This window comes from Clostridium sp. (assembly GCF_017888565.1).
Lineage (GTDB): Bacteria > Bacillota > Clostridia > Clostridiales > Clostridiaceae > Clostridium.
This window is the reverse complement of the sequence record NZ_JAGHFX010000030.1, coordinates 32,588-59,189: the sequence shown is the minus strand read 5'-3', so window position 1 is coordinate 59,189 and position 26,602 is coordinate 32,588. Positions and strand designations below refer to the sequence as shown.

Sequence of the window (26,602 nt, the reverse complement as noted above, 5' to 3'; positions counted from 1 at the left end):
ATATAAAAATCATTATATCTTATTATATAATACTCACATAGAAACTTAAAGCAATTTTAAAGGAGGGTGAATAATGAATAGAGAGGAATTAAGAGAATTATTAAATTCACTTACAATAAGGGAGAAGATAGCACAAACTGTACAATTAAATGGCAATATATTTACAGAAAAAGAAAAAACAATGAATACTGGACCAGTTAAAGACTTAGGTTTTAAGGATTCTTTTGATTTTTATGAAATAGGTTCTACATACAATGTAAACGATTATGAAGAGGTTTATAGAATTCAAAAAAACTTTTTAGAAAATAGCAAGCATAAGATACTATTACTGTTTATGTCAGATGTAATTTATGGGTTTAAAACTATTTTTCCAATACCTTTAGCTCAAGCTGGATCATTTGATTTTCAGTTAATAGAAGAATGTGCAGCTATATCTGCAAAGGAGTCATATCAAAATGGATTGCATGTTTTATTTTCTCCTATGTTAGATTTAGTAAGGGATCCAAGATGGGGGAGAGTTATGGAATCACCTGGTGAAGACGTATATTTAACCTCTAAGTTTGGTAAGCACGTTGTAAAAGGATATCAAGGAGATGTAGGAGAAGATGACAAAATTCAAGAAGGGCGCGTAGCTGCATGTATTAAACATTTTGCTGCTTATGGTTCTCCAGAAGCAGGTAGAGAATACGCAGATGTAGATATGTCAGAATTAAAGTTTAGGCAAATTTACTTACCAGCTTATGAGGCAGCCTTAAAAGCAAATGCTAAATTAGTTATGACAGCATTTAATTTATTAAATGGAGTTCCTTGTACAGGTAATAAGTGGCTTAATAGAAAGATATTAAGAGAAGAAAATAATTTTAATGGTGTATTAGTTTCAGATTTTTCAGCTATAGAAGAACTAATTTATCATGGATATGCAGGTGATAAGAGAGAAGCTGCAAGACTTGCTATGGAAGCAGGTGTTGATTTTGACATGATGACATCTACCTATGCAAATGAAATTGAAGATCTTATTTTAAGTGGAGATATGGATATATCTTTATTAGATGAAGCAGTTTGGAGAATATTAAGTTTAAAAAATGATTTAGGACTCTTTGAAAACCCATATAGAGGATTAGAAATAGAAGAAACAGGTGTATATTTAACAGATTATGCAAAAGAGAAGGCAGTAGAATTAATAGAAAAATCTGTTGTTTTATTAAAGAATAAAGATAAAGTTCTTCCATTAAGCAATAATAAAAAGATATCTGTAATTGGACCTTATGGAAGTAGTAAATTTACTATAGGATTTTGGGGGTCTGTTTCAGGAAGTCCAATGGACACAATTCCTCTAAAAGATGGGCTAAATGATTACTTTGAAAAGGATAATATAAAATATTCTAAGGGCTATAATTTATTCAATGAATATGAGGAGTTTGGTGCACTAAAAGATGCGGTTAAAAAGATAAATGGAGAAATTGAGGATTCTAAAAAACTAATTGCAGATGCAGTAGAAACTTCAAAAGACTCAGATATTATAGTTTTAACCTTTGGAGAGCAGTTCTTTGAAAGTGGAGAAGGTGCTTCTAAAACTAATTTAAGAATATCAAGAGAACAAAAGGAATTAATTAAGGAGCTTCACAAATTAGGAAAGCCTATTGTAGGAATACTTTATACAGGAAGACCTTTAGTTTTGACAGATGTAGAAGAATATTTTAGTAGCATATTGCTTGTTTGGTATCCAGGGACTATGGGGGGAGTTGGAATTAGTAATATACTAGTTGGAAAAGCTAACCCATCAGGTAAGCTTGCAATGACATTTCCAAGGAGTGAGGGGCAAATACCAATTTATTACTCTCAATACTCAACAGGACGCCCTATAAATGAAAGCAATCATTCTTCTAGATTTGTATCTAAGTATATAGATGAAAGCAACAAACCTTTATATCCATTTGGATATGGATTGTCATACAGTGATTTTAATATAGAGCTTATAGGGGAAGAGGATAGAAAAGTTAATTTACTAGATAGTGTTGTTTTAGAATATTGGGTTGAAAATACTACTAAAATAGATGGAGAAATAGTTTTACAGCTTTATAAAAATGATAAGGTGGCAAGTATTGTTCAGCCTATAAAAGAATTAAAGAAAAGTAAAAGAATTTATATTTTTGGTGGAGAAAAGAAAAAAGTATCATTTAAACTAAATAAAGAAGATTTTTGTTTTATTGATAATAAGGGTAATAAGATTTTAGAAGAAGGAAAATTTAATTGGTATATTGGCACATCTAGTGAGGATATATCAGCCACTGTCACTATTGAATTTATGAAAGAGAGGATTTAAAATGAATAAATTTGAGAAATTATTAAGTGATAAATTAATGCCATTATCAGAAAAAATTCAAAATAATAAGATACTTGGGGCAATGATGGAAGGGTTTATCCGTACAAGCCCAATAACATTAGGTATTGCTTTCATTACTATTATTGGAAACTTTCCAATACCAGCATGGGCAGATATCTTAAAAAAATATGGTCTTTTTGATCATTTTAATGCAATCACAAATGGTGCTACAGGAGTAATATCACTATATATAGTTTATAGTTTAGCTATGGCCTATGCAAAAAGATTAAATGTTAACGAAAGAAACTCAGCAATTATTTCTTTAGCTTTCTTTATTATGATTATGCCTCAAAGTATAATGACTACAGTAATAAATAACGGTGAGCAAACAGAACAAGTAATTAGTGCTTTAAAGTTAGATTATATTGGTGGACAAGGTATTTTCATTGGTATGATAGTAGCTCTGTTAGTAACTAGGTTATATGCGTATTTAAGTAGTAAAAATATGATTATTAAATTACCAGATAGTGTACCACCAATGGTTACTCAATCTTTAGCTCCGGTTTTTGTTGTAACAATTATTTTTTCATTAGCATTTATTGTTAGAGTTTTATTTGGATTAACACCTTCAGGGGACATATTTACATTTTTTATAGATGTAATAAACAAGCCACTTAATTCATTGGCTGCTAGTCCTTTATCAATAATTATAATTATGGAATTGCTTGCATTACTATGGTTCTTTGGTATTCATAATGCAGTATTACAAGGACCTTTAGGCGTAATAAGTATAACTATGGTTGTAGGAAATATTACAGCATATCAACAAGGCGCAGAATTGCCATATTTAATTCCATCAGTAGTTTATGGAGGGATGTATGCAGCCGGATTTATGGGGTTTGTTACAGTCTTTATGATTAAGGGTAAATCAGCTAAATATAAACAACTAGGAAAATTATCAATAGTTCCAGCAATATTTAATATTTCAGAACCAATTGTATTTGGAATACCAGTTATTCTAAACCCTATTTATTTTATACCACAAGTATTTACTCAATTAATAGCGGGATTTGTAACTTGGGGATTAACAACAACGATATTACCTATAAATTTGAATCCAACTATGTCATTATTACCTTGGACAACACCAGTATTTATTAAAATGCCTCTTTCAGGTGGTCTAAATTATACAATATTAATGGTTATTTGCTTAGCAATTGGATGTCTAATGTGGTATCCATTCGTTAAAATAGCAGATAGAAGAGAGTATGAATTAGAGTTAAAGGGAGAAGCTTAAGAAATTACAAATAAACTTATAGAATAAGCAGATAAATTAATTATTTGCTTATTCTAAAAAGGAGATTAACAATGAAGTATATTTTTATATTTTTAATTATTTTAATAGCTTTAATATATACTTTTAACAATAAAATTTTTGTTTGGTATTTGAGAAGAGATAAAGGAGACGGTATAGATAAAAGTCCGAAAAATATAGAAGAAGTAAGAAATAGAATTATAATTAAACTTGATAGACGTTATGATTCAATATTTAAGCAAAATAATTATGATGCATATATACCTAAAACAAATAATAAGGTTCCTGTAATAGTATGGTTTCATGGAGGGTCCTTTATAGCCGGAGATAAAATAGGAATTAAAAACTTCGGAACTTTAATGGCGGATAAAGGATATGCATTTTTTAGTGTCAATTATGAATGGGCACCAGAAAAACACTTTCCAAGTCAATTAGAACAGTTAAATGATTTCTTTAAATATTTAAATAGTGAATTGAAAAATGAACTTTCAATTGATACATCTAAAATTATTTTAGGGGGAGATAGTGCAGGTGCTAATATTATAGCTAGCTATGTTGCTGCATGCAGAAATGAACAACTATCAAAAGAACTTAAATTTAAGTCAATTATTAATGAGGAAATTAAAGGAATGCTTCTTTTTTGTGGACCATTAGATTTCAGATATAATCCTAATATAATTAAGAATAAAAAATTAAAATTTTTTATGAAACAAATAGGTTGGGCTTATCTTGGAAAAAAATTTTGGTGGAAAACTAGATTACCAATCTTATCCTCTCCAATAGCTTGGGTTAATAAGGATTATCCACCTACTTATATTGTGGATGGAAATAAGTTTTCTTTTGAAGATCAAGGAAAAGCAATGCTTAGGGAATTAGAAAGCAAAGGAGTATTTGCGAAGGGGAGATTTTACAAAGATAAGGAAATACCACATGAATTTCAATTCAATTATAAAAAATACAATATTGAAGCGATGGAAGTTTTTGAAGAGAGTATTGAATTTTTAAAGGAAGTTATGAAAGATAATGAAAAAAGTTATTAAAAAAATCATAAGTTTATTTAAGATAATATTACTAACTTTAACTTTTTTAATAATAGTACTCGTATTTTGTAGTAAGATCACTTACAAACCTATTACCTACTTAACTAATAAACTTTTTGATAGTTCGAAGAAAGAAGTTGCTTATCCGAGGATAGAGAATTTTGATGAATTATTATTTAAAGTTGAAGTTAATAGAGATCTTGAGTATAAATCAGAATATGAAAATAATAAGTTAGACTTAATTATTCCAAAGAATAAAGACGATATCCCTGTTATATTCTGGATTCATGGAGGAGCTTATGTTGGAGGGGATAAGAGAGATACTTTAGATTATTTAATTAGTATAGCTTCATATGGATATGCTATTGTAAATATTAATTACGAATTAGCACCTAAAACAACGTATCCAACTCCAATTAAGCAAATTTCAGAGGCTTTTAAATTTATAGAGAGTATTGCACCTAATTATAATATTGATTTAAATAATATATTTATAGGTGGAGATAGTGTAGGAGCTCAAATTGCAGGGCAATTTACTAATATTCAAATGAATAAAGAATATAGTAATAAAGTTAATATAGACCCTTGCATTAAATCTGAAAATATTAGAGGATTCATATCATTTAGTGGATTATTAAATTTAAAGGAATTTAATAAAACTGATAGTAAGCTTTCTAATAAGTTATTTTATCATGCAGCCTGGGCTTATTTTAAAGATAAAGATTGGGAAAATAATCCCTTAGTTAAGGAAGCTTCTATAACTGGAAATATAGAAGAGTTTCCACCTACATTTTTAACAGATGGAAATATAAATTCTTTTGAAAATCAAGCTAAGGATTTGTATTCTGAGTTGAAAAATTTGAATATCCCAGTAAAAATTAACGTATATGAAAAAGATAAGGTTAAATTAGGACATGAATATCAATTTAATATGGATTTAATTGAAGCAAGAGAGAATTTTGATATGGTAATAGAATTTTTAAATGAATACAAAGATTAAGATATTGGAGGGGGAAGTATGGCTTACTTAGGTATAGATATTGGTGGAACCTTTATTAAGTATGGGATTGTTGATAGTAAAGAGATAATTAACAAGGGTAAGGTTTTAACTCCAAAAGATAACTATGATAATTTTATTAAGGAAATAAAGAATATAATATTAGAAAATTGTAGTGATATTAAGGGGATTGGAATTAGTGTACCTGGAAAGGTTAATAGTAAAACAGGGTTAATTCAACATGGTGGAGCTTTAGCTTATTTGCATAATAAAAATTTAAAAGATGAAATAAAAAGGATTATAGATCTTCCAATTTATATAGAAAATGATGGGAAAGCAGCTACATTAGCAGAGCATCTTTATGGAAATCTTAAAGGAGTAAATAATGGTGGAGCTATTATACTTGGTACTGGTGTAGGTTCTGGATATATTTTAGATGGAGTATTAAGAAGAGGAGAACACTTTCAATCTGGTGAGATAAGCTTTATAGTTCAAGATAATAAGCTTCAAGGAGAACAATCCTTTGTAGCCTACAAAGCTTCGGCAGTACTATTGATTAATGAACTAGCTAATATATTAGGTGTAGAGCCAGATGGTAGAGAAGTATTTTCTATTATAGCTAAAAGCCCTGATGCTTTAATTAGATTGAATAATTATAGTAAGAATATAGCTTTATTAATTTATAATATACAAGCAATTTTAGATCTAGATTGCTATGTAATTGGAGGAGGTATAAGTGCTCAATCTTTATTAATAGAGAGTATTAATAAAGCGTATGATGATATTTATAATGCAAGCTCTATAATAAGTGAGACTCTTAGCAGACCTAGAATAATACAAGCAAAGTATAGAGAAGATGCTAACTTAATTGGAGCAACGTGGAATCTTAAGGAGGAGAAATAAATGAGTAAATTTCCAGAAAATTTTTTATGGGGAGCTTCTACAAGTGCTTATCAAGTAGAAGGCGGATGGAACTCCCATGGAAAGTCCCCTTCAGTACAAGACATGAAGGAAATCCCGGCTGGTACTAGTGATTTTAAGGTGGCAGTAGATCATTATAATAGATTCGAAGAGGATGTTAGACTTTTTAAAGAATTAGGATTAAAGGCATATAGATTTTCTATTTCTTGGTCAAGAGTAATTTCAAATGGAAATATAAATGAAAAAGGTTTAAGTTTCTATAGAAATTTAATTGATTTATTAATAGAAAATGATATTGAGCCTATAGTAACTGTATATCATTTTGATCTACCATATGATTTATATAAAAAGGGTGGATGGGAAAATAGAGAAACTATAGATTGTTTTTTAGAATATTGTAAGATTTTGTTTGAGGAGTTTGGTAGCAAGGTTAAGTATTGGCAAACTATAAATGAACAAAATGTAATGGTTTTAGCTGGGAGCGTAATAGGTACAGGAAATAAAACAATGAAAGAAAGATTTCAAGAAAATCATCATATGCTAGTAGCTCAAGCTTTAGTAATGAAGGCTTATCATGATGGAAACTATATTGGGAAAATAGGACCAGCACCTAATATTGCAGCTGTATATCCATATAGTAATAAACCTTGTGATATATTAGCAGCAAGGAATATGAGTGCATTAAGAAACTGGTTGTTCTTAGATGTAGCTGTATTTGGTCTTTACAATCACAATGCAATGAATATTTTGAAAAAGTTAGGGATTGAACCAGAAATAACAGAAGAAGATAAAAAGATATTAAAGGAAGGTACTTGTGATTATATTGCATTTAACTATTATAACACAATGACAGTATCAGCTTACGAAAAGAAAGAAAGCAAAAAAATAGATCAGCAAAGCGGCTTTGGTATTCCAGGATTTTTTCAAGCTCAGGAAAATGATAATTTAGAAAAAACAGAGTTTGGATGGGCAATAGATCCGATTGGATTGAGGGTGACTGCTAATGAAATATATTCACGTTATAGATTACCTATGCTGATAACTGAGAATGGTTTAGGAGGAAGAGATATTCTTGAGGAAAATGGAGAAGTTCATGATTCTTATAGAATTGACTATTTATCAAAGCATATAGAACAACTAAAATTAGCTATTGAAGATGGAGTAGAGTTTATAGGATATTGTCCATGGAGCGCTATTGATTTAATTAGTACTCATGAAGGGATAGAAAAAAGATATGGATTTATATATGTAAATAGAACTGATAATGATTTAAAAGATCTTAAGAGGTATAAAAAAGATAGTTTCTATTGGTATAAAGAAGTTATTAAAAATAATGAATTAATAAAATAGGAGGATATGATGGCATTTTTAAAAGTTAACTTTTTTTCAAATGTATTGGGAATTAATACTGCTATGAATGTTATATTGCCGCAACAAAAGGCCAATCATATAGGAATGAAGGAAGAGGTAAGCAGTAAAAGTTATCCAGTGCTATATTTATTACATGGAATGAGCGATGATGAAAGTATTTGGATGCGTAGAACATCTATAGAAAGATATGCTTCTGAGTATGGATTTGCAGTAATAATGCCAACTACTGGCTTAGGATGGTATACAGATACTACTTATGGATTAAAATATTGGACGTTCATATCAGAAGAATTACCAAGGATTTGTAAGGAGTTTTTTGCAAATATATCAGATGAAAAAGAAGATACCTTTGTAGCAGGCCTATCTATGGGAGGCTATGGAGCTTTTAAATTAGCATTAGCAAATCCTAAAAGATTTAAAGCATCAGCTTCTATATCAGGAGCTTTAAATTTAGCAAGTGAATCAAGCATTTTAAGATTTAAAGAGAATAAGAGTTTTTGGGAAGGTATATTTGGTCCTTTAGAGAATATAAGAGGATCAAAAAATGATTTATTTTATCTTTCAGATTCTATAGTAAATAATACTGAAATTAAAGTTGAAGAAAGACCTAAGTTTTACTTATGTTGTGGAACAGAAGATTTTTTATATCAAAGTAATCTAGAAATGGAAAAAAAGATGCTAGATTTAGGATTAAGTATAGAATCACATTATTTAAAAGGGAATCATAATTGGTCTTTTTGGGACTTAGAAATTCAAAATGTTTTAAATTGGTTTGATAAATTAAGATCTAATAAATAATATAAATAATAAAAAATAAGAAGTAATATGAAATATACTTAAAATATAAAAACAAGAGGTATCAATATGGAAAGTAAAGACAGGTGGATAACCTATTGGAGCCAACCTCAAAGAGGATTAAGGTTAATTCCTAAGAATGACTTGGGAAGGACTATTGAAGTTAGCTTACCAATTAATATAGAAGGAAATATGATTAGAATAAGATTTTCAAATGATTATGGATTATCTAGCGTTTATATTGAAGATGTTCATATTTATTATAATGATAATGTATATAAAGTTACATTCAATAAATCTAGCTGTTTAAAAGTAAGTCCTTCTATTGAATATATAAGTGATAGGATAAGTTTGAATTTAGAAAGAAACACACAAATAAAAGTAAGGTTTTATATAAAAGAAAATCAAGCAAATAGACCAGTTTCAGGGTCTGTTATACATCCATCATATGGTATCAATCTAATAAGATCTGATATTGGAAACTATGCTGATTTTACTCATTGGGAGATAGATAAGACTGAAGATGAATTTATAGATAAAGAAAATTTAGTAGCATCAGATGATAAGTATAAAGCAATACTTATGCTTTTATCAGGAATGGATATATATACTAAAGACTATAAACAGACAGTGGTAGCTTTTGGTGACTCTATAACAGAACAAGGAGTTTGGACTGAACCTCTAAGAAAAAGCTTTGAAAATTCGTCATTGATAAATCAAGGATTAGGCGGAAATAGATTACTTAAAGAAATTAGAAATTATGCAAGTGATATAAATGAAGATTCTGAACCGGTTGAAAAGTATCTAAAAAGCTTAAATAGTTTTCCATTAGATATACAGTTTTTTGGAGAGGCTGCCATAAAAAGATTTGAAAGAGATGTATTTAAAAGGAATGTCAATGTATCACATGTTATCGTATCACTAGGAATAAATGATTTATATCAACCAGGCAAAAATTTGGCCCTTCAAGAAGAATTGCCATCATTTGAAGATATTATAGATGGATATCTCAATTTAATTGAAGTAGCTAGAATATATAAAAGTAAGATTTTCTTTTGCACAATAACTCCATTTAATGGAGCAGAAGGAATAATAGAGGAAAGAGAAGAATTAAGAAAAAGAATAAATCATTGGATTAGAAATAATAAATATATAGATGGTTTTTTTGATTTTAGCAAACAGATTGAATCGAAGGAAGAGTTTACGAAAATACAAGAGATTTATGATTCAGGAGATCACTTACATCCCAATAGTTTAGGTGGGATGAAGATGTTTGAATGTATTGATTTAAATGCATTTAAATAAAAAATTATCAGAGGAGGAAAATTTAATGGGGAAAGTTGGTATTTCGATTTATCCAGAACATACTACGATTAAAGAAGATGAGGAATATTTAAAATTAGCTAAAAAGTTAGGGTTTTCCAGGGTATTTACAAGCTTTTTACAACTTAATTTAGATAATATTCAAGAATCTATGAGAAGATTTAAAGAAAGTATAGGTATTGCAAGAAATTTAGGATTTGAAATTATAGTGGATGTACATCCATTTGTATTTAAATACTTAAAGATAGATTGTACTGATTTAAAGTATTTTTATGACTTAGGTGTGAGTGGGATTAGGCTAGATAAGGGTTTTACAGGAAGAGAAGAAGCAATTATGACTAGAAATCCTTATGATTTAAAAATAGAAATAAATATGAGTAATTATAATCATTATTTAAACCAAATATTAGATTATAATCCTAATAAAGAAAATCTAATTGCAAGTCATAATTTTTATCCTCAAAGATATACAGGATTATCTAATGAGCATTTTGAAAAATGTTCAAGAAGATTTAAAGAAAATAATATAAGAACAGCAGCTTTTGTTACATCGCAGGTTGGAGAAATTAGTCCATGGCCTGTTCAAGAAGGGTTATGTACCCTTGAGCATCATAGGGATTTACCTATAGATGTTCAAGTTAGAGATTTAGCGATGACGGGATTAATAGATGATATTATAATTGCAAATCTTTATGCTTCAGAGGCAGAATTAGAATTAGTTGCAAAGTGTTTCTTTTCAAAAATTGATGCTATAAAGGTAGAAACTTTTGAGGATATAACAGATTTAGAAAAGAAAATACTTTTTGAAAACATTCAAACCTATAGAGGAGATTTTTCTGAATATGTTATTCGCTCAACTAAAGGTAGATTAAAATATACTAAAGAATCAATACCTAAAAAGAAAGTAGTTAGAGATATTAATTTTGGTGATATCCTTATATTAAATGATGAGTATGGTCAGTACAAAGGAGAAGTTCAAATTGCTTTAAAGCCTAGATCTGGAGATGAAAGGATAAATGTAGTTGGCAGAGTAAATTCTGAAAATATAACATTGGTAGATAAATTAAAAATATATCAAGATTTTATGATATATGAATAAGGAGGAATATATGGAATTTTATATTGGAGTAGATATAGGAGGAACCTTCATCAAATTTGGAGTAGTTTCAAAAGATGGAGTGGTAATACATGAAGAAAAGGTTGAAACAGGACAAGTAGGTATTGAAATAATATCTAAGATAAAAGAATTTTATTTATCCCAAAAAGAAAAGCATAATTTATTAGGGCTTGGATTAAGTCTTCCTGGAATAGTTTCAGAAGATGGTTTAATGAGAACAGCTGGAGCAATTAAGGATTTTATAGGTGTTAATGTTAAAGAACTGTTACAAAATGAGATAGATATACCTGTAAAGATAATTTCAGATAGTAATGCTGCAGCAGCGGCAGAAGCTTGGAATGGAAAAGGGAGAAATATTAAGAATTTTGTTTGCTTGACTTTAGGGACAGCAGTTGGAGGAGCAATATATATAGATGGTAAATTATACAAAGGGTTAGAGGGATTAGCTGGTGAATTTGGAGTTGCTTTAATGGAAAGAGAAAGTCCAAGTTACAAGGAACAATCATATTCAATGCATGCTGGCGTAGTTGCAGGACTTTGTAGAAATTATAGCTTAAAAGTAAAAGAAAGAATTTTAGATGCAGAAGAAATATTTAAAAGATCAAAAAATGGAGATTTAATTGCAAAAGAATGCATCCAAGAATTTTATTCAAGTATATCAAGATTATTAATAACAGTAGCTTTGACAGTAGCTCCTGATGTAATATTAGTTGGTGGAGGTATAAGCAACAATAGAGAAGTGATGGATAATATAATAAATGAATATAAAAAAATATGTGTTGATTATAAGGTATTATCAATGGTAAGTATGCCAAGAATTGAAATCTGTCATCATAAGAACAATGCAGGATTAATTGGGGCAGTTTCGATGTTTATAAATGAAAGGAATGAGTAATAATGAAAAAGATTTTATTAATATGTTCAGCAGGGATGAGTACAAGCCTTCTTGTAAATAAGATGAAGGAATCTGCTAAAGAGAGAAATATTGAGGTGGATATAAAGGCTATACCTATTTCAGAGGCTCAAGAGGTGGTTAATACAGTAGATGTCATATTATTAGGACCACAAATTAGATTTCAACAAAAGTCAGTAGAAAATATGGTAGAAGGTAATACTCCTGTATTAGTTATAGATATGGTTTTATATGGGACTATGAATGGGAAAGAAGTATTAAATAGAGCATTAGATTCAATAAAGTAAAACTTTATAAACATAAGATGGGTGGTGTTATATATGGAAGGTTTAGAATTAATATCCTTTGAAATAATAAGTAATGTTGGTATGGCAAAATCACTTGCTATAGAAGCGGTAAGAGAAGTTAGAGACGGAAAATATGAAGATGCAAAAGGTAAGTTAAAAGAATCTAACACTTATATGATTCAAGCGCATAAGGCTCATTCATCATTAATTGAAAGTGAAGCAAATGGAGAAAAGGTGGAATTTTCATTAATACTTATGCATGCTGAAGATCAAATGCTAAGTGCAGAGACTATAATAGTTTTAGTAGAAGAAATGATAGAAATGTATATAGATTTAAAGAAATAAAGAAGTTTATACTAGATTTGGTTTTTATAAAAATTTAGATGATTTCTCATTATTTCAGTAAGGAATACTATCATAATTTTTTGATTTACACATAAATTTTACATTAAGGGGCTGGCGACAGCCCCTTATATTTTTAGTTTTTATATTAAATTATAATTTTTGTACATTTACAGCCATAGGTCCTTTTTCATTTTCTTTAATATCAAATGTTACATCTTCGCCTTCATGCAAAGATTTTTCAGAACCCTTTTCTTTGATTTGAGAATGATGAACAAATACATCGTTACCCTGATTACAGGATATGAATCCATAACCTCTTTCGCAATCAAACCATTTAACTACACCTGTTATTTCTGCCATGATTTTGCCTCCTTATTTGAACTTTCATTAAATAGTATTTATCAAATTTTATATTTTAACACCTTGATAAATAAGGAATTTAAATATTAGATAGATCAATATTGATAAATATTATTGTTATATCTTAGCAATATTACGATAAAAAATTTTTATTATTAAATAAATAGTTAATTTTATATGAATATTTGATTGACATAACTTTATTTTGAATATATAATTAAATTCAATTTTAAATATGAGGTGATTATATAAAATGTTAATTTAGTCTTATCCAATAAGTTAAAATCAATACAAATAAAATGAAGAGCATCTTCTAAATAAAAGATGTGAGTTTTAGTGTTGTGTTAAACTGTTAAATTAATTTGGATAGGATTAGAAAGCATTATATTACCTTATACAAAGTACAGATTATACTTACAATCTTTTATAGTAATACCTGTATTGAATTTTTATATGGTAATGTTATGTCCTTCCAAATTTATAATTTGGAAGGTCTTTTTATTTTAATTTAAACATGAAAGGGTGATAAATATGACGACTACAAGTATACAGAAGGATTGGAAGAAAAATTCTATACTTTTTTTAGCAAGTCAAACCATATCTTTATTTGGTTCAATGCTTGTTCAATACGCTATTACTTGGTATATTACTTTAACAACACAATCGGGAGCTATGATGACAATAGCCATTATATGTGGATTTTTACCTTCATTCTTCATTTCTCCATTTGCAGGAGTATGGGCCGATAGATATAATCGTAAAATGCTAATAATTTTATCAGATTCAGCGATAGCAATATCTACATTAATTTTAGCTATAGTTTTTCTTTTAGGATATGATTCTTCTTGGATGCTATTTTTAGTTTTGGGAATAAGATCCTTAGGAACAGGAGTTCAAACACCGGCCGTTAGTGCTTTTATACCTCAAATTGTTCCAGAAGATAAGCTTAGTAAAATAAATGGGATAAATAGTAGTATACAATCATTAACAATGTTAGTATGTCCTATGCTGAGTGGAGCATTATTAAGTATGGCTACAATTGAAGCAATATTCTTTATAGATGTTATAACTGCTGCTATAGCTGTTTTTACATTATTACTATTTCTTAAAGTGAAAGCTCATTCTAAAGCATTAGAAGCGCAGCAAGCTAGTTATTTTAATGATATGAAAGAAGGAGTTATTTATATTAAAAATCATAGTTATGTAAAAAAATTCTTTTTATTTTGTACTATTTTCTTTCTTTTAGCTGCACCTATTTCTTTTTTAACTCCACTACAAGTAACTCGTAGTTTCGGAGATGATATTTGGAGATTGACAGCCATAGAAATTACATTCTCTATAGGAATGATGGCTGGTGGTATAATTATGGCATCTTGGGGAGGATTTAAAAATAGAGTATATACGATGATTTTATCTACTAGTATTATAGGAATAGGTACATTTCTTTTAGGTGTTATTCCAATATTTTGGATATATCTAACGGTTATGGCTATTGTGGGAGTAGCTATGCCTATTTTTAATACACCATCAACAGTTTTATTACAAGAGAAGGTAGAACCAGATTTTCAAGGAAGAGTTTTTGGCGTACTTGGAATGATTTCAAGTATTATGATGCCAGCTGGTATGATGATATTTGGACCTTTAGCAGATGTTATAAAAATAGAATGGTTACTTATAATAACAGGAATATTCTTGTTTGTTCAAAGTATTTTTATGTTTAAGGATAATGTGTTAATAGAAGCTGGAGAAAGATTAAATTAAACAATTTAATTAGGTAACAATAATATATTTATAAGAAAGTTAAGTTGTTTAAAAGTAAAATATACTCTATAGAATAGATGGGAGAAAAGTCTTTACTATAGAGTATTATTTTTTTCAAAACAATAGTAGATCTTAGCAGGAGCACTCGTTAAAGTTTAGAAGGTTTTTTATGTCTTATTAAAGATATTTTACGTTTTTGGATAAAAATCAGAGGGAACTGTATAGTTAGAATTACTCCTCAGAAGATAGAGGTTTTATATCGTGATATTTATTAATTTCTATAATATTTTGAAAAATAATACAATGTTGTATTGACAAATATATGAAAAAGATATAAACTATATTTAAAATTTAATAAATACCTCACTTTTATATGTGAGGTAGAGGCGCAAAATTTAACAGTCTTTAGTGGAGCTTGAGAAGGTGATGAAACTATGGAGAAGGAAATTTTGCCGAAGCTTGTAATATTTCTCAATATTGCTTGCTGGGTCTGCAGTTAAGAGCTGCAGGACTGTCTTAATAAATGTCCCGGTTTATTAAGTTGTGCTATCTCAAATGGGAAAGATGAGGATTAGGTTATCTGTAAGATTGAATCTGAGCTTTGCTCAGTTATTTTTTTATAGAATCTTATCTGAATATTTAAGATAGCACCAACCCAAGATTTAAGGGTTGGTTTTTTTATTATAAAAAAAGGAGAGGATTCAATATGAAGAAAAAATTATCACTATTAATTTTACTATCATTAGTAGCAATGCTAATACTAACAGGTTGCGGCTCAGGAAAGTCAGCTAAAAATGAAAATGTATTTAGAGTAGGTATGGAAGCTGGATATCCACCATTTAACTGGACACAAATGAATGATTCGAATGGAGCAGTAAAAATAGATGGAAGTTCAGAGTATGCAGGTGGATATGACGTTGAAATTGCAAAGAAAATAGCAGAAGGACTAGGCAAAGAATTAGTAATTGTTAAAACAGAGTGGGACGGGCTGGTACCAGCATTAACTTCAGGAAAAATAGATGTAATTATTGCAGGTATGTCTCCTACAGCAGAACGTAAGGAAACAATTGATTTTTCAAATAATTATTATCAATCACAATTAGTAATGGTTGTTAAAAGCAATGGAAAATATGCAAATGCTAAAAGCTTAGCAGATTTTAATGGAGCAAAAGTTACTGCTCAATTAAATACATTCCATTATTCAGTAATAGATCAAATTGAAGGTGTAGATAAGCAAGAAGCCATGGATAATTTCCCTGCAATGAGAGTTGCACTTGAATCAGGAGTAATTGACGCATATGTATCAGAAAAGCCAGAGGCTGTAAGTGCTCAATCTGCAAATTCTAACTTTAAAATGATTGAACTTCAAAATGGATTTGTTACTAATCCAGAGGATACACAAACAGCAGTAGGCATTAAGAAAAATAGTGATTTAACTGGAAGAATAAATGAAATTTTATCAGGAATATCAGAAGAAGAACAAGTAAATATAATGGGGGAAGCTGTTAAGAATCAACCAGCAGCGCAATAAAGTTTACTAGAATGGGTTATATTTGATAACTCATTCTAGCCCAATAACTTGATTTTATTTTAGGAGGGTTTAAATGAGCATTGAATGGATAATAAAAATACTTCAAGATAATTTACCAATGTTCTTACGTGGAGCTGGGATGACACTTTTAATTTCTATAATAGGAACTATAATAGGAACTTTAATAGGTTTATTAGTTGGTGTTATAAGAACAATTCCTGTTCCAGAAAGAGGTATAAAAAAAGTATTTCTTAAAATCATAAATATAATTCTTTCTATCTATATAGAATTTTTTAGAGGAACACCTATGATTGTGCAAGCTATGGTAATTTATTATGGTTCAGCTCAATTTTTGGGGATAGATATAAATAAAATAGTTGCAGCTTTATTTATAGTATCTATTAATACAGGAGCATATATGTCAGAAATAGTTAGAGGAGGTATTGTTTCAATAGACAAGGGCCAATTTGAGGCAGCTCAAGCAATTGGAATGACACATTCTCAAACAATGCTTAATGTAATATTACCACAAGTAATTCGTAATATTTTACCAGCAACAGGAAATGAGTTTGTAATTAATATAAAAGATACATCAGTTCTTAATGTAATTTCCGTTTCAGAGTTATTTTTCCAAACTAAATCAATTGCGGGAAATAACTTTAGATATTTTGAATCTTTCTTTGTTGCATGCTTTATTTATTTCATAATGACATTTACAGTAACTAGAATATTAAGAGCAATAGAAAGAAAATTAGATGGACCAGATAATTACATTATGGCAGGTAATCAGATGCAAGTAGAAAGGCCAGAGGATATGTTACGTAAATCGAAAGACAACGTAATAGCATAGGAGGAGAAAATATGCGAAAAGTAATTGATATAAAACATTTAAATAAATCTTTCGGATCCCATGAAGTATTGAAGGATATCAACTTTTCAGTAGATAAAGGAGAAGTTGTTTGTATAATAGGTTCTTCTGGGTCAGGTAAATCAACTTTATTACGTTGCATAAACCTTTTAGAGAAGCCAACTGCTGGTGAAATAATGTATAATGAGAAAAATATTCTAGATGATAATCACAATATATATAAATATAGAACTAAGTTAGGAATGGTTTTTCAGCAGTTTAACTTATTTAATAATCACAATGTATTAAGCAACTGTGTAGTTGGACAAATGAAAGTTTTAAACAGATCAAGAGAAGAATCTGAAAAAGTTGCTATGAAATATTTAGATGTTGTTGGTATGGGAAATTATATAAATGCTAAACCAAAGCAATTATCAGGGGGACAAAAACAACGTGTTGCTATTGCAAGAGCCTTATCCATGGAACCAGATGTTATTCTTTTTGATGAACCAACATCAGCTCTTGATCCTGAAATGGTAGGAGAGGTTCTTAAAGTTATGAAAGAACTTGCTGAAACTGGACTTACAATGTTAGTTGTAACACATGAGATGGAGTTTGCAAAGGAAGTATCTGACCGAGTAGTATTTATGAATAATGGAGTTATTGAAGAGGAAGGTAGTCCTGAACAAATATTTAATAATCCAACAAAGGAGCGTACCAGAGAGTTTTTAAAACGTACTTTAACTAATGGTTAGAGAAAGCTACTATCAAAATTTTGATAGTAGTTTTTTTGTTTTTTCAATAGATTTTAAAAAGAAAGTAAAATATATATATTAATCGTTAAAAAATGTGGTTTTTTATCTAAATCTAGAATGAAAAAATACGATAACTTAACTATATAGAATAAATTAAGAATTTGTATATAAGAGGGATAAAATGAAGAAAAAAACAATAAAAAAAGAAATAATTCAACTTTTAATTTTTACATCAATAATACCAATAATAGTAATGGCAATAGCAAACTTTTATTCGCTTAATAAAAATATTAATGAATTTACAGATTCGATAATTAAAAGTAGCGTTAATTTATTAAATGAGGAATTAGTAAATATTCACCTAAATAGCGATAGAGATATTGAGTATTTATCATTAGATGCTAATGCCAAAGGAATAAAAGAAAATAAAAATAATGAAGCATTATGGTTTGAAAAAACTTTACAAAGTTATACCAGCGTGAATGATGATGTGGTTTCAGCTTATATTGGAAGTGAGGATGGAAAGTTTTTATTATCTCCTCATGAGGATATAGGAAGTGATTATGATCCGAGAAATAGGGAGTGGTACAAGAAAGCTGTAACTAACCCATCAGAAGTTATAATTTCAGAACCTTACGAAGATGCAATTAATAAGAGGATTGTAGTTACTTATTCTAAGGCTATATTTAATGAGAAAGGAGAGTTTCAAGGAGTAATTGCAATAGATAAAAATCTAGAAAAATTATCTGATGTAGTTAGCAATATAGATTTAGGAGAAGGGGCATTTGCAAGTATATTTAGCAAGGATGGAACTATTATTGCAAATAATAACTTTAGTTTAATTGGGAAAAATGAAAAGGATATTCCTTGGATAGAAAAAGTGCTTGAGATTGAAAATAAAACTAATAAATATTTGAAGATAGATGGAGTAACTTATCTAAGCTATAAGGATATAGAAAGTGAGAGTGGATTAAATATAGCTACTTTTATTCCAGTTAGTGAACTTATAAAATCATATGTGGAAGATTTTATATTATCAATAATAGTATTTACAGCTATTGTATTACTTGTAATTATATCTTCGAAAATATATACAGGGAAATTAACTAAACCAATAAAACAAGTAGTAGATATATTAAACAGGATAAAAGATGGAGACTTTACAGAAAAGGTAGAAAGCAGGCTTTATTATAATAAGGAAATTGATTCAATGATTAATGGATTAAATGCTTTAATAGAGGATATGGGAGTATTATTATCAGGGGTAAAGGAAGCATCTGAAAAAGTAAATTGTGGCTCTGAAACTCTATTTGGAATTATTTCAGAATCAAGTAATGTAGGAGAAGAAGTAGCAAAATCTATTCAACAAATAGCAGGGGGTGCTACAAATCAAGCATCTCAATTAGATGAAGGTGTAAGAGTAGTTGCAGAATTAGAGGAGGAAGTAAATAAGTCAATAGAAAGCTCGGATAGGATGCTAAGTACTTCAAATGAAGTTAAGTCATCATCTATTGAAGGAATAATTGCAATAGAAAATTTAAGTGAAGCATATGAAAAAAATAAGGAAGCAAGTGAGAATATGGCTTCAAAAGTTGATATGTTATCAGAGAAATCAGAGAAAATAGGAATTATAATTGATGCAATTAAATCAATTACCGAGCAAACAAATCTTTTAGCCTTAAATGCAAGCATAGAAGCTGCAAGAGCTGGTGAAGTTGGTAGGGGGTTTGCTGTTGTAGCTGAGGAGGTAAGAAAACTTGCAGAGGAATCAGCGAAATCAGCTACAGAAATAAACAGTGTTGTAGGAGAAATAAAGGGAAATATAAAAGATCTTTATGAAGATACAGTAACAACTAGAAGATTAAACGAAGATACTCAAGAAAGTTTATTAGTAACAAGAGATAAATTTGGAGTAATAGATAACAGAATAAATGGACTAGAAGAAAATATTAAAGAGGTTAGCGCTTCTTTAGATAAGATAATTCAAAGTAAGGATACTGTTGTTTATAAGATATCAGAAGTAGCTGCTGTATCACAGGAAACTGCAGCGATTACAGAAGAGGTAAGTGCTGCTTCGGAAGAGCAATCATCTTCTTTACAAGAGATGGCTGGGGAAGCAGAAACATTAAGAGACTATTCCGAGATATTAAACAATTTAATCAATAAGTTTAAAGTATAAGAAAGTAGGCAGTAATATTACTGTCTACTTTTAATTGTAAAAGATATTAAAAGTGTTAATGTATTACGATTAGGTATATTTTATGTATGGAACCATATTTTATGTGAATTCATAGTATAAATACTGTGATAAATAAAGTTGGAGGATTACATGAAATCAAATTATAGAAGTAAGATGAGAACTGATAGTGAAATTAGAAATTTCCCACCACAACACCAGGATGTTCAGCCAGGGATAGAATCAATAATGAATCCAAGACCTATATTTGATGATCCTGAGTATACAGGGAGTGGGAAACTAAAGGATAGGGTTGCAATAATAACAGGCGGAGATAGTGGAATTGGAAGGGCTACAGCAGTTGCTTTTGCTAAGGAAGGAGCAAATGTTGTAATAGTATATTTATATGAAAAGGAAGATGCAGAAGAAACTAAAGGGTATGTAGAGAAGTATGGTAGTGAATGTTTAAATTTAGAGGGTGACATTAGTGAAGAAGACTTTTGCAAGGAAATTGTAGAAAGAACAATTGAAAGATTTGGGAAAATAGATATATTAGTAAATAATGCGGGTGTTCAATTTCCACAAAAAAGTATAGAGGATATAACTTCTGAGCAGTTAGAATTAACTTTTAAAGTTAATATTTTCCCCATGTTTTATTTAACTAAAGCTGCATTACCTTATTTAAAAAAGGGAAGCTCTATTATAAATACAACATCTGTTACAGCATATCAAGGACATAAAGACCTTATAGATTATTCAGCGACAAAAGGAGCAATAACAACATTTACTCGCTCATTATCTCAATCTTTAGTTGATAAGGGGATAAGAGTTAATGGAGTGGCACCAGGACCAATTTGGACTCCGTTAATAGTATCTAGTTTTTCAGCAGAAGAAGTAGCTATATTTGGTTCAGATACTCCAATGAAAAGAGCTGGTGAGCCATATGAATTAGCACCAGCATATGTATATTTAGCATCTGATGATTCGAGCTATGTAACCGGACAAGTTATTCATGTAAATGGAGGAACAATGGTAGAAAGTTAAATTATAACTTTACCATTAAAGTTGAAGTAGTATATAAGTGATGTTATAATTTATAATATATTACATTAGAGGGCTTCGAATTTTATCGAAGCCTTTTTAATATAAAGAAAGATGTATTTAGGAGGAAATAAAAAAATGTCTAGTTCTTTACAAACTAAGAAGTCACTAGCAAAGTCATTAAAAAAATTAATGAGAAGAGCTCCATTAAATAAAATATCAGTAAAAGATGTAGTTGAAGATTGCAGTTTAAATAGACAAACCTTCTATTATCACTTTCATGATATATATGATCTTGTAGAATGGATATATAAAACAGAAGCTATTGAAAGTATAGCTGAATATAAGAGTTATAGTACATGGATTGATGGATTTTATAAAATATTTTTATATATAGAGGATAATAAAGAATTTTGTTACAATACATTGAATTCATTAAGCAGAACTCATTTAGATACTTATCTTTTTTCAGTAATAAATGATTTGCTTATGGGAGTTATTAATGAATTATCTAATAATATGAATGTAAAAACAGAAGACAAGAAATTCATGGCAGATTTCTATACTCATGCATTTGCAGGATTGGTAATACAGTGGATGAAAGATGGAATGAAAGAAGACCCTAAGGTATTAATAGAGAAACTAAAAGAGTTAATAGAGGGAAATTTTGTGATAGCACTAAAGCGATACCAACAAATGATTTAAGAACTTATAAATTATTTTGCAATAATAGTTATAGATGTATTATTTATAACGATCTATTCATAATGGATAGATCGCTTTTTTTATATTTTTAAATACTTTAAATTAGTTAATTCCTAAGTATGTATTATATAGAATAATCAAAATATAGGAACAAGGAATAAAGTATTACATATAATAGAAAATAATATTATATAGGTGAAGATAATGTTTATAAAATTTAAGAATACTAATAATAAAAAGCTTATAGATGTTAGAACAAAATCAGAATTTTTAGAGATGAATATGACTCAATATAATATTCCAGTAATAAATGAAGAACAGCATCTAAGAATAAAAAGATTCTATCCATTAGCTATCTTCATTATAGTTAAAAGTATAATAAAAGATAGAGAAAGAATAAAAGAGCTATTAATAAAAATATCTAATAATAAAAGTGAAGAAGTTATAATTGCATGCTCAAGAGGTAGGCTAAGAAGCCCAATTACTTATATATATGCAAGAATTATTGGAGTAAAATGTAGGGTTTTATGGGGTGGGTTAAAGAAAAGATATATTAAAGAAGAGTATTAGAAAAAATTATTTATAATTATTTTAATATCTTTTTTTTATTTTATAATATGTTAGAAAAATAACTATTATAGACAAGCTTCGTTAAAAGGTTTACAATCTATTTGGGGAATATTATGAAAATTATAAATATTAATTTGATAGAAGAAATAGACTAGAAGTTTGTTTAAATATACAAAATTATGTATATTGAAATTTAGTTAATGAATGTTTTCTTAAATTTATATAGAAGACTTTAAAACATAATAAATTAGGGGAGATGAATTTATGAATACTATAGTTTGTATCAAACAAGTACCAGGAACGTCAAAAGTTGAAGTTGATAAAAAAACAGGAGTTTTAAAAAGAGATGGAATAGATACAAAGATGAATCCATATGATCTTTATGCGCTAGAAACTGCATTTAAAATTAAGGAGAAAACTGGTGGAAGTATAAGTGTAATAAGTATGGGGCCACCTCAAGCTATGGAGGTAATAAGAGAAGCTTTTTCAATGGGAGCTGATAATGGAGTGCTAATATCAGATAGAAAATTTGCAGGCGCTGATGTTCTAGCAACATCATATACAATATCGCAAGGAATAAGGAAAACAGAGAATTTTGATTTAATTATTTGTGGCAAGCAAACAACTGATGGAGATACAGCTCAAGTTGGACCAGAGATAGCTGAGTATTTAGATATTCCTCATGTAGCTAATGTTAGAAAAATATTAGAAGTAGGAAATGATTGTATAACAGTAGAAATGGACATGCCTAATACAGTAGAAATTACTGAAGTTAAATATCCTTGTTTATTAACAGTAGAAAAAGATATATTTGAACCTAGATTGCCTTCATATAGAAAAAAGATAGAATCAAAAGATAGAGAAATTAAGGTAATATCATTAAGTGATTTTGAAGATAAAGATGAAAATAAATATGGCTTAAATGGTTCACCAACTCAAGTTGAAAGAATATTTCCTCCTGAATCTAATTCTAGTCATGAAAAATGGAATGGGAATTCAGATGAAATAAGCAAAAATATATTCAATAAGTTAAAAGAATTAAAGTTTATTTAGGAGGAAGAAATATGTCTAAGTTAGTAGTGAATCAAGATAAAGTAGGAAATATAGATGAAATTATTAAAATATGTCCATTTGGAGCCTTAGAAAATAATGCTGGGAAACTGGATATTAATTCTAATTGTAAGATGTGTAAGTTGTGTGTGAAGAAGGGACCAGAAGGTGCTGTAAAATATATAGAAGAAGAAAAAATATTAATAGATAAAAGTGAATGGAAAGGTATAGCAGTATATGTAGATCATGTAGATGGAGATATACACCCTGTTACATTTGAACTTATAGGAAAAGCAAGAGAGCTATCTAATAAAGTAAAACAAGAAGTATATTGTATATTCATAGGCTATAATATAACTGAAAAAGCAGAAGAGTTATTACATTATGGAGTAGATAAAGTATATGTATATGATAATGAGAGATTAAATAATTTTAGAATAGAACCATATACAGCAATGTTTGAGAGTTTCATAGATGACGTTAAGCCATCTGTTATATTAGTTGGAGCAACTACTTTAGGAAGGTCACTAGCACCAAGAGTAGCAGCTAGGTATAGAACAGGTTTAACAGCAGATTGTACAGTTTTAGATATAAAGGAAAATACAGATTTAATACAAATAAGACCAGCTTTTGGTGGAAATATAATGGCTCAAATAATTACTCCAAATTCAAGACCACAGTTAGCAACAGTTAGATATAAGGTTATGTCTGCACCAGAGAGAAATAAAGAAGCTACAGGAAAGTTGATAATTTGTGATATTAACAAAAATAAGTTATCATCAAATATTAATGTAAAAAGTATAGAATCTAAAAAGAAGGAGCATAGCATATCAGAAACTGATGTTTTAGTTGTAGCTGGAAGAGGAATAAAGTCAGAAAAAGATATGAATATGATAACGGAGCTAGCAGATCTACTAGGAGGAGAAGTTGCTGTTACAAGACCCTTAATTGAATCTGGATGGGAAGATGCAAGTAAGCAAGTTGGGTTAAGCGGAAGAACTGTTAGAGCTAAACTTATAATAACATGCGGAGTGTCTGGAGCAGTTCAATTTACTGCAGGTATGAATAACTCTGATTATATATTTGCTATAAATAATGATGAAAAGGCACCAATATTTAAGGTTGCACACTATGGAATAGTAGGGGATATATATGAAATAATTCCAAAGTTAATTCAAATGATTAAGGAGAATGGAGGAGAAGAACATGCAATATAATAAAGTGTTAGAAAAAAATATAGAGGAAATAAAAGTATTAATAAATGACAATGATAGAATTTTTTATGGAGAAAATATCAATGAAGATTATAGTCATGATGAACTAGGATTTGTTAGAAAATTTCCAGAGATAGTAGTTAAAGTTTCTAACACTGAAGAAGTAGCTAATATTATGAAGTATGCTTATGAAAATAATATACCAGTTACAGCTAGGGGATCTGGAACAGGGCTAGTAGGAGCTTGTGTACCGCTTCATGGCGGAATAATCATAGATTTAAGTGGAATGAATAATATATTAGAATTAGATGATGAAAATTTAACTTTAACAGTAGAACCTGGGGTTTTACTTATGGATATAGCAAAATCTGTCCAAGATCATGATTTGTTTTATCCACCAGATCCGGGTGAAAAGACAGCTACAATTGGAGGGAATATAAGTACTAATGCAGGAGGAATGAGGGCTGTAAAATATGGAGTAACCAGAGATTATGTTAGAGGATTAGAGGTTGTAACTCCAAAAGGAGAGGTTCTGAGCCTAGGTGGAAAGGTAGTTAAAAACAGTTCAGGATATAGCATAAAAGATTTAATAATAGGCTCTGAAGGAACATTAGGAATAATAACTAAAGCAACGTTGAAGTTATTGCCACTACCTAAAAAATCTATAAGTTTATTAGTTCCATTTAAGGAGTTAGAAACTGCAATTGAAACTGTACCTAAGATAATCAAATCAAAAGCAGTACCAACAGCTATTGAGTTTATGCAAGGAGAGGTAATACTAGCAGCAGAGGAATATCTAGGCAAGAAATTCCCGGATCATAGTTCAGACGCTTATTTGTTATTAACCTTTGATGGTAACTCAAAAGAAGAAATAGAGAAGAATTATGAAAAGGTTGCAGATATATGTTTAAATGAAGGTGCTATGGATGTATTTATATCAGATACAGAAGAAAGACAAGAGTCGATTTGGTCAGCAAGAGGAGCTTTTTTAGAAGCTATAAAATCATCTACAACTGAAATGGATGAGGTAGATGTAGTAGTTCCAAGAAATAAAGTGGCTAGTTTTGTAAAATTTACTCATAAGCTTCAAGAAGAGTATGAAATAAGAATAAAAAGTTTTGGCCATGCAGGAGATGGGAACTTACACATTTATATACTAAGAGATAAATTAAGTGAAGATAAATGGCAAGAAAAACTAAATAATGTAATGAAAAAAATGTATGATAAAGCTAAAGATTTAGCAGGACAAGTTTCTGGAGAACATGGAATAGGATATGCTAAAAAGGAGTATTTGAGTGATTCATTAAGTGATGAAAATATTGAAATTATGAGAGGGATAAAATCAGTTTTTGACCCTAAAAATATATTAAATCCAGGAAAGGTATTCTATTAAAATTAAATGGTCTAGTAACAATAAAGTTATTAGACCATTTAATTTTAATTAGAAAAAATCCTAATTAATTTGCTATTTTATAATTATAAGGCTTTAGCCTTGGGGGATCGGATTAAATAATATTGTTTACTGTATATATTTTTTCTAACTCATTATTATATTCATTACAGGCATTTAAAACTTTTCTATAATATTTTTTCCTGTAATTTTTGCTAAAGATAGTTTTTAAAAAATTTATCATTAGATTTCCTCCTTAAAAAGCTCATATTACTTAAATTTAATTAAGCTAATAAACCTCTATTAAGTTGATACGAGAATTATATTATATAAATATGAAGAAATTATGGAGATAAAATAAATATTATTACAAATTAATTTTATAACTAATAAGGTATATTCATAAAATCTTCATTTAAAATGATTAATATTATTATAGGAATAAATTATATTAA

The 26,602-nt window shown here is 29.1% G+C and carries 25 protein-coding genes and 1 riboswitch; of the genes, 23 read left to right on the top strand and 2 right to left on the bottom strand.

Going from position 1 to position 26,602, the window contains the following annotated elements; all coding sequences use genetic code 11:
• The first annotated feature begins 73 nt into the window (after positions 1 to 73).
• From J7M87_RS05560 to J7M87_RS05505, 12 genes are all read left to right on the top strand, one after another.
• On the top strand, positions 74 to 2,323 hold the full coding sequence (locus tag J7M87_RS05560) for a glycoside hydrolase family 3 N-terminal domain-containing protein (RefSeq protein WP_291649457.1): 2,250 nt from the start codon (positions 74 to 76) through the stop codon (positions 2,321 to 2,323).
• Between the two features lies 1 nt (position 2,324).
• The gene (locus J7M87_RS05555) at positions 2,325 to 3,620 is read left to right on the top strand and encodes a PTS transporter subunit EIIC (protein ID WP_291649455.1); all 1,296 of its coding nucleotides are present in this window, start codon (positions 2,325 to 2,327) and stop codon (positions 3,618 to 3,620) included.
• Positions 3,621 to 3,691: 71 nt separating this feature from the next.
• Positions 3,692 to 4,678, top strand: a complete 987-nt coding sequence (locus J7M87_RS05550) for an alpha/beta hydrolase (RefSeq protein ID WP_291649453.1) — start codon at positions 3,692 to 3,694, stop codon at positions 4,676 to 4,678.
• Positions 4,662 to 5,678, top strand: a complete 1,017-nt coding sequence (locus tag J7M87_RS05545; RefSeq protein WP_291649451.1) for an alpha/beta hydrolase — start codon at positions 4,662 to 4,664, stop codon at positions 5,676 to 5,678. The genes J7M87_RS05550 and J7M87_RS05545 overlap by 17 nt, the downstream gene beginning before the upstream one ends.
• A gap of 18 nt (positions 5,679 to 5,696) precedes the next feature.
• Entirely contained in the window at positions 5,697 to 6,578 is an 882-nt protein-coding gene (locus tag J7M87_RS05540) for an ROK family protein (RefSeq protein ID WP_291649450.1), read from the top strand.
• Positions 6,579 to 7,946 carry a glycoside hydrolase family 1 protein gene (locus J7M87_RS05535; protein ID WP_291649448.1) on the top strand — a complete coding sequence of 456 codons (1,368 nt, stop codon included), beginning with the start codon at positions 6,579 to 6,581 and terminating at the stop codon, positions 7,944 to 7,946. It begins immediately after the preceding gene.
• Between the two features lie 9 nt (positions 7,947 to 7,955).
• The gene (locus J7M87_RS05530; RefSeq protein ID WP_291649446.1) at positions 7,956 to 8,765 is read left to right on the top strand and encodes an alpha/beta hydrolase family protein; all 810 of its coding nucleotides are present in this window, start codon (positions 7,956 to 7,958) and stop codon (positions 8,763 to 8,765) included.
• Between the two features lie 66 nt (positions 8,766 to 8,831).
• Positions 8,832 to 10,067, top strand: a complete 1,236-nt coding sequence (locus tag J7M87_RS05525) for an SGNH/GDSL hydrolase family protein (RefSeq protein ID WP_291649444.1) — start codon at positions 8,832 to 8,834, stop codon at positions 10,065 to 10,067.
• 25 nt (positions 10,068 to 10,092) lie between these two features.
• The gene (locus tag J7M87_RS05520) at positions 10,093 to 11,184 is read left to right on the top strand and encodes a MupG family TIM beta-alpha barrel fold protein (RefSeq protein ID WP_291649442.1); all 1,092 of its coding nucleotides are present in this window, start codon (positions 10,093 to 10,095) and stop codon (positions 11,182 to 11,184) included.
• Between the two features lie 10 nt (positions 11,185 to 11,194).
• On the top strand, positions 11,195 to 12,097 hold the full coding sequence (locus tag J7M87_RS05515) for an ROK family protein (protein ID WP_291649439.1): 903 nt from the start codon (positions 11,195 to 11,197) through the stop codon (positions 12,095 to 12,097).
• Positions 12,098 to 12,099: 2 nt separating this feature from the next.
• Entirely contained in the window at positions 12,100 to 12,402 is a 303-nt protein-coding gene (locus tag J7M87_RS05510; protein ID WP_291649438.1) for a PTS sugar transporter subunit IIB, read from the top strand.
• A gap of 33 nt (positions 12,403 to 12,435) precedes the next feature.
• Positions 12,436 to 12,747, top strand: a complete 312-nt coding sequence (locus J7M87_RS05505; protein WP_291649436.1) for a PTS lactose/cellobiose transporter subunit IIA — start codon at positions 12,436 to 12,438, stop codon at positions 12,745 to 12,747.
• Between the two features lie 150 nt (positions 12,748 to 12,897).
• Here J7M87_RS05505 and J7M87_RS05500 read toward each other — a convergent pair whose 3' ends face one another.
• Complete coding sequence (locus J7M87_RS05500) at positions 12,898 to 13,107, bottom strand: cold shock domain-containing protein (RefSeq protein ID WP_291649434.1); 210 nt, start codon at positions 13,105 to 13,107, stop codon at positions 12,898 to 12,900.
• Between the two features lie 531 nt (positions 13,108 to 13,638).
• Between J7M87_RS05500 and J7M87_RS05495 the strand changes: the two genes are divergently transcribed.
• The 11 genes from J7M87_RS05495 to J7M87_RS05445 all read left to right on the top strand — a co-directional run bounded on the left by J7M87_RS05495 (position 13,639) and on the right by J7M87_RS05445 (position 26,150).
• The gene (locus tag J7M87_RS05495) at positions 13,639 to 14,868 is read left to right on the top strand and encodes an MFS transporter (RefSeq protein WP_291649432.1); all 1,230 of its coding nucleotides are present in this window, start codon (positions 13,639 to 13,641) and stop codon (positions 14,866 to 14,868) included.
• A 373-nt stretch (positions 14,869 to 15,241) separates the two neighbouring features.
• A riboswitch (Lysine riboswitch) is annotated at positions 15,242 to 15,425 on the top strand.
• A 149-nt stretch (positions 15,426 to 15,574) separates the two neighbouring features.
• Entirely contained in the window at positions 15,575 to 16,399 is an 825-nt protein-coding gene (locus tag J7M87_RS05490; protein ID WP_291649430.1) for a transporter substrate-binding domain-containing protein, read from the top strand.
• Between the two features lie 73 nt (positions 16,400 to 16,472).
• Positions 16,473 to 17,249 carry an amino acid ABC transporter permease gene (locus J7M87_RS05485; RefSeq protein ID WP_291649429.1) on the top strand — a complete coding sequence of 259 codons (777 nt, stop codon included), beginning with the start codon at positions 16,473 to 16,475 and terminating at the stop codon, positions 17,247 to 17,249.
• 11 nt (positions 17,250 to 17,260) lie between these two features.
• The gene (locus J7M87_RS05480; protein WP_291649427.1) at positions 17,261 to 18,001 is read left to right on the top strand and encodes an amino acid ABC transporter ATP-binding protein; all 741 of its coding nucleotides are present in this window, start codon (positions 17,261 to 17,263) and stop codon (positions 17,999 to 18,001) included.
• A 181-nt stretch (positions 18,002 to 18,182) separates the two neighbouring features.
• A complete protein-coding gene (locus tag J7M87_RS05475) occupies positions 18,183 to 20,180 on the top strand; it encodes a methyl-accepting chemotaxis protein (protein ID WP_291649425.1) in 1,998 nt (665 codons plus the stop codon).
• 150 nt (positions 20,181 to 20,330) lie between these two features.
• Positions 20,331 to 21,221, top strand: a complete 891-nt coding sequence (locus J7M87_RS05470) for an SDR family oxidoreductase (protein ID WP_291649423.1) — start codon at positions 20,331 to 20,333, stop codon at positions 21,219 to 21,221.
• Positions 21,222 to 21,356: 135 nt separating this feature from the next.
• Positions 21,357 to 21,923 carry a dihydroxyacetone kinase transcriptional activator DhaS gene (gene dhaS / locus J7M87_RS05465; RefSeq protein ID WP_291649421.1) on the top strand — a complete coding sequence of 189 codons (567 nt, stop codon included), beginning with the start codon at positions 21,357 to 21,359 and terminating at the stop codon, positions 21,921 to 21,923.
• Between the two features lie 204 nt (positions 21,924 to 22,127).
• Positions 22,128 to 22,493, top strand: a complete 366-nt coding sequence (locus J7M87_RS05460; RefSeq protein WP_291649419.1) for a hypothetical protein — start codon at positions 22,128 to 22,130, stop codon at positions 22,491 to 22,493.
• A gap of 264 nt (positions 22,494 to 22,757) precedes the next feature.
• The gene (locus J7M87_RS05455) at positions 22,758 to 23,546 is read left to right on the top strand and encodes an electron transfer flavoprotein subunit beta/FixA family protein (RefSeq protein WP_291649417.1); all 789 of its coding nucleotides are present in this window, start codon (positions 22,758 to 22,760) and stop codon (positions 23,544 to 23,546) included.
• An 11-nt stretch (positions 23,547 to 23,557) separates the two neighbouring features.
• Positions 23,558 to 24,760, top strand: coding sequence for an electron transfer flavoprotein subunit alpha (locus tag J7M87_RS05450; protein WP_291649415.1), 1,203 nt, complete (start codon positions 23,558 to 23,560; stop codon positions 24,758 to 24,760).
• The gene (locus tag J7M87_RS05445) at positions 24,750 to 26,150 is read left to right on the top strand and encodes an FAD-binding oxidoreductase (RefSeq protein ID WP_291649414.1); all 1,401 of its coding nucleotides are present in this window, start codon (positions 24,750 to 24,752) and stop codon (positions 26,148 to 26,150) included. Before J7M87_RS05450 ends, J7M87_RS05445 begins: the two co-directional genes overlap by 11 nt.
• Positions 26,151 to 26,262: 112 nt before the next feature.
• Here the strand turns inward: J7M87_RS05445 and J7M87_RS05440 are convergent, their stop codons facing one another.
• Positions 26,263 to 26,391, bottom strand: coding sequence for a hypothetical protein (locus tag J7M87_RS05440; RefSeq protein WP_291649412.1), 129 nt, complete (start codon positions 26,389 to 26,391; stop codon positions 26,263 to 26,265).
• Positions 26,392 to 26,602: the final 211 nt, after the last annotated feature.

Bases quoted from the DNA above. Each gene is read 5' to 3' on its own strand.
- J7M87_RS05560 (WP_291649457.1), top strand. From the start codon at position 74: ATGAATAGAGAGGAATTAAGAGAATTATTAAATTCACTTACAATAAGG.
- J7M87_RS05555 (WP_291649455.1), top strand. From the start codon at position 2,325: ATGAATAAATTTGAGAAATTATTAAGTGATAAATTAATGCCATTATCA.
- J7M87_RS05550 (WP_291649453.1), top strand. From the start codon at position 3,692: ATGAAGTATATTTTTATATTTTTAATTATTTTAATAGCTTTAATATAT.
- J7M87_RS05545 (WP_291649451.1), top strand. From the start codon at position 4,662: ATGAAAAAAGTTATTAAAAAAATCATAAGTTTATTTAAGATAATATTA.
- J7M87_RS05540 (WP_291649450.1), top strand. From the start codon at position 5,697: ATGGCTTACTTAGGTATAGATATTGGTGGAACCTTTATTAAGTATGGG.
- J7M87_RS05535 (WP_291649448.1), top strand. From the start codon at position 6,579: ATGAGTAAATTTCCAGAAAATTTTTTATGGGGAGCTTCTACAAGTGCT.
- J7M87_RS05530 (WP_291649446.1), top strand. From the start codon at position 7,956: ATGGCATTTTTAAAAGTTAACTTTTTTTCAAATGTATTGGGAATTAAT.
- J7M87_RS05525 (WP_291649444.1), top strand. From the start codon at position 8,832: ATGGAAAGTAAAGACAGGTGGATAACCTATTGGAGCCAACCTCAAAGA.
- J7M87_RS05520 (WP_291649442.1), top strand. From the start codon at position 10,093: ATGGGGAAAGTTGGTATTTCGATTTATCCAGAACATACTACGATTAAA.
- J7M87_RS05515 (WP_291649439.1), top strand. From the start codon at position 11,195: ATGGAATTTTATATTGGAGTAGATATAGGAGGAACCTTCATCAAATTT.
- J7M87_RS05510 (WP_291649438.1), top strand. From the start codon at position 12,100: ATGAAAAAGATTTTATTAATATGTTCAGCAGGGATGAGTACAAGCCTT.
- J7M87_RS05505 (WP_291649436.1), top strand. From the start codon at position 12,436: ATGGAAGGTTTAGAATTAATATCCTTTGAAATAATAAGTAATGTTGGT.
- J7M87_RS05500 (WP_291649434.1), bottom strand. From the start codon at position 13,107: ATGGCAGAAATAACAGGTGTAGTTAAATGGTTTGATTGCGAAAGAGGT.
- J7M87_RS05495 (WP_291649432.1), top strand. From the start codon at position 13,639: ATGACGACTACAAGTATACAGAAGGATTGGAAGAAAAATTCTATACTT.
- J7M87_RS05490 (WP_291649430.1), top strand. From the start codon at position 15,575: ATGAAGAAAAAATTATCACTATTAATTTTACTATCATTAGTAGCAATG.
- J7M87_RS05485 (WP_291649429.1), top strand. From the start codon at position 16,473: ATGAGCATTGAATGGATAATAAAAATACTTCAAGATAATTTACCAATG.
- J7M87_RS05480 (WP_291649427.1), top strand. From the start codon at position 17,261: ATGCGAAAAGTAATTGATATAAAACATTTAAATAAATCTTTCGGATCC.
- J7M87_RS05475 (WP_291649425.1), top strand. From the start codon at position 18,183: ATGAAGAAAAAAACAATAAAAAAAGAAATAATTCAACTTTTAATTTTT.
- J7M87_RS05470 (WP_291649423.1), top strand. From the start codon at position 20,331: ATGAAATCAAATTATAGAAGTAAGATGAGAACTGATAGTGAAATTAGA.
- dhaS (WP_291649421.1), top strand. From the start codon at position 21,357: ATGTCTAGTTCTTTACAAACTAAGAAGTCACTAGCAAAGTCATTAAAA.
- J7M87_RS05460 (WP_291649419.1), top strand. From the start codon at position 22,128: ATGTTTATAAAATTTAAGAATACTAATAATAAAAAGCTTATAGATGTT.
- J7M87_RS05455 (WP_291649417.1), top strand. From the start codon at position 22,758: ATGAATACTATAGTTTGTATCAAACAAGTACCAGGAACGTCAAAAGTT.
- J7M87_RS05450 (WP_291649415.1), top strand. From the start codon at position 23,558: ATGTCTAAGTTAGTAGTGAATCAAGATAAAGTAGGAAATATAGATGAA.
- J7M87_RS05445 (WP_291649414.1), top strand. From the start codon at position 24,750: ATGCAATATAATAAAGTGTTAGAAAAAAATATAGAGGAAATAAAAGTA.
- J7M87_RS05440 (WP_291649412.1), bottom strand. From the start codon at position 26,391: ATGATAAATTTTTTAAAAACTATCTTTAGCAAAAATTACAGGAAAAAA.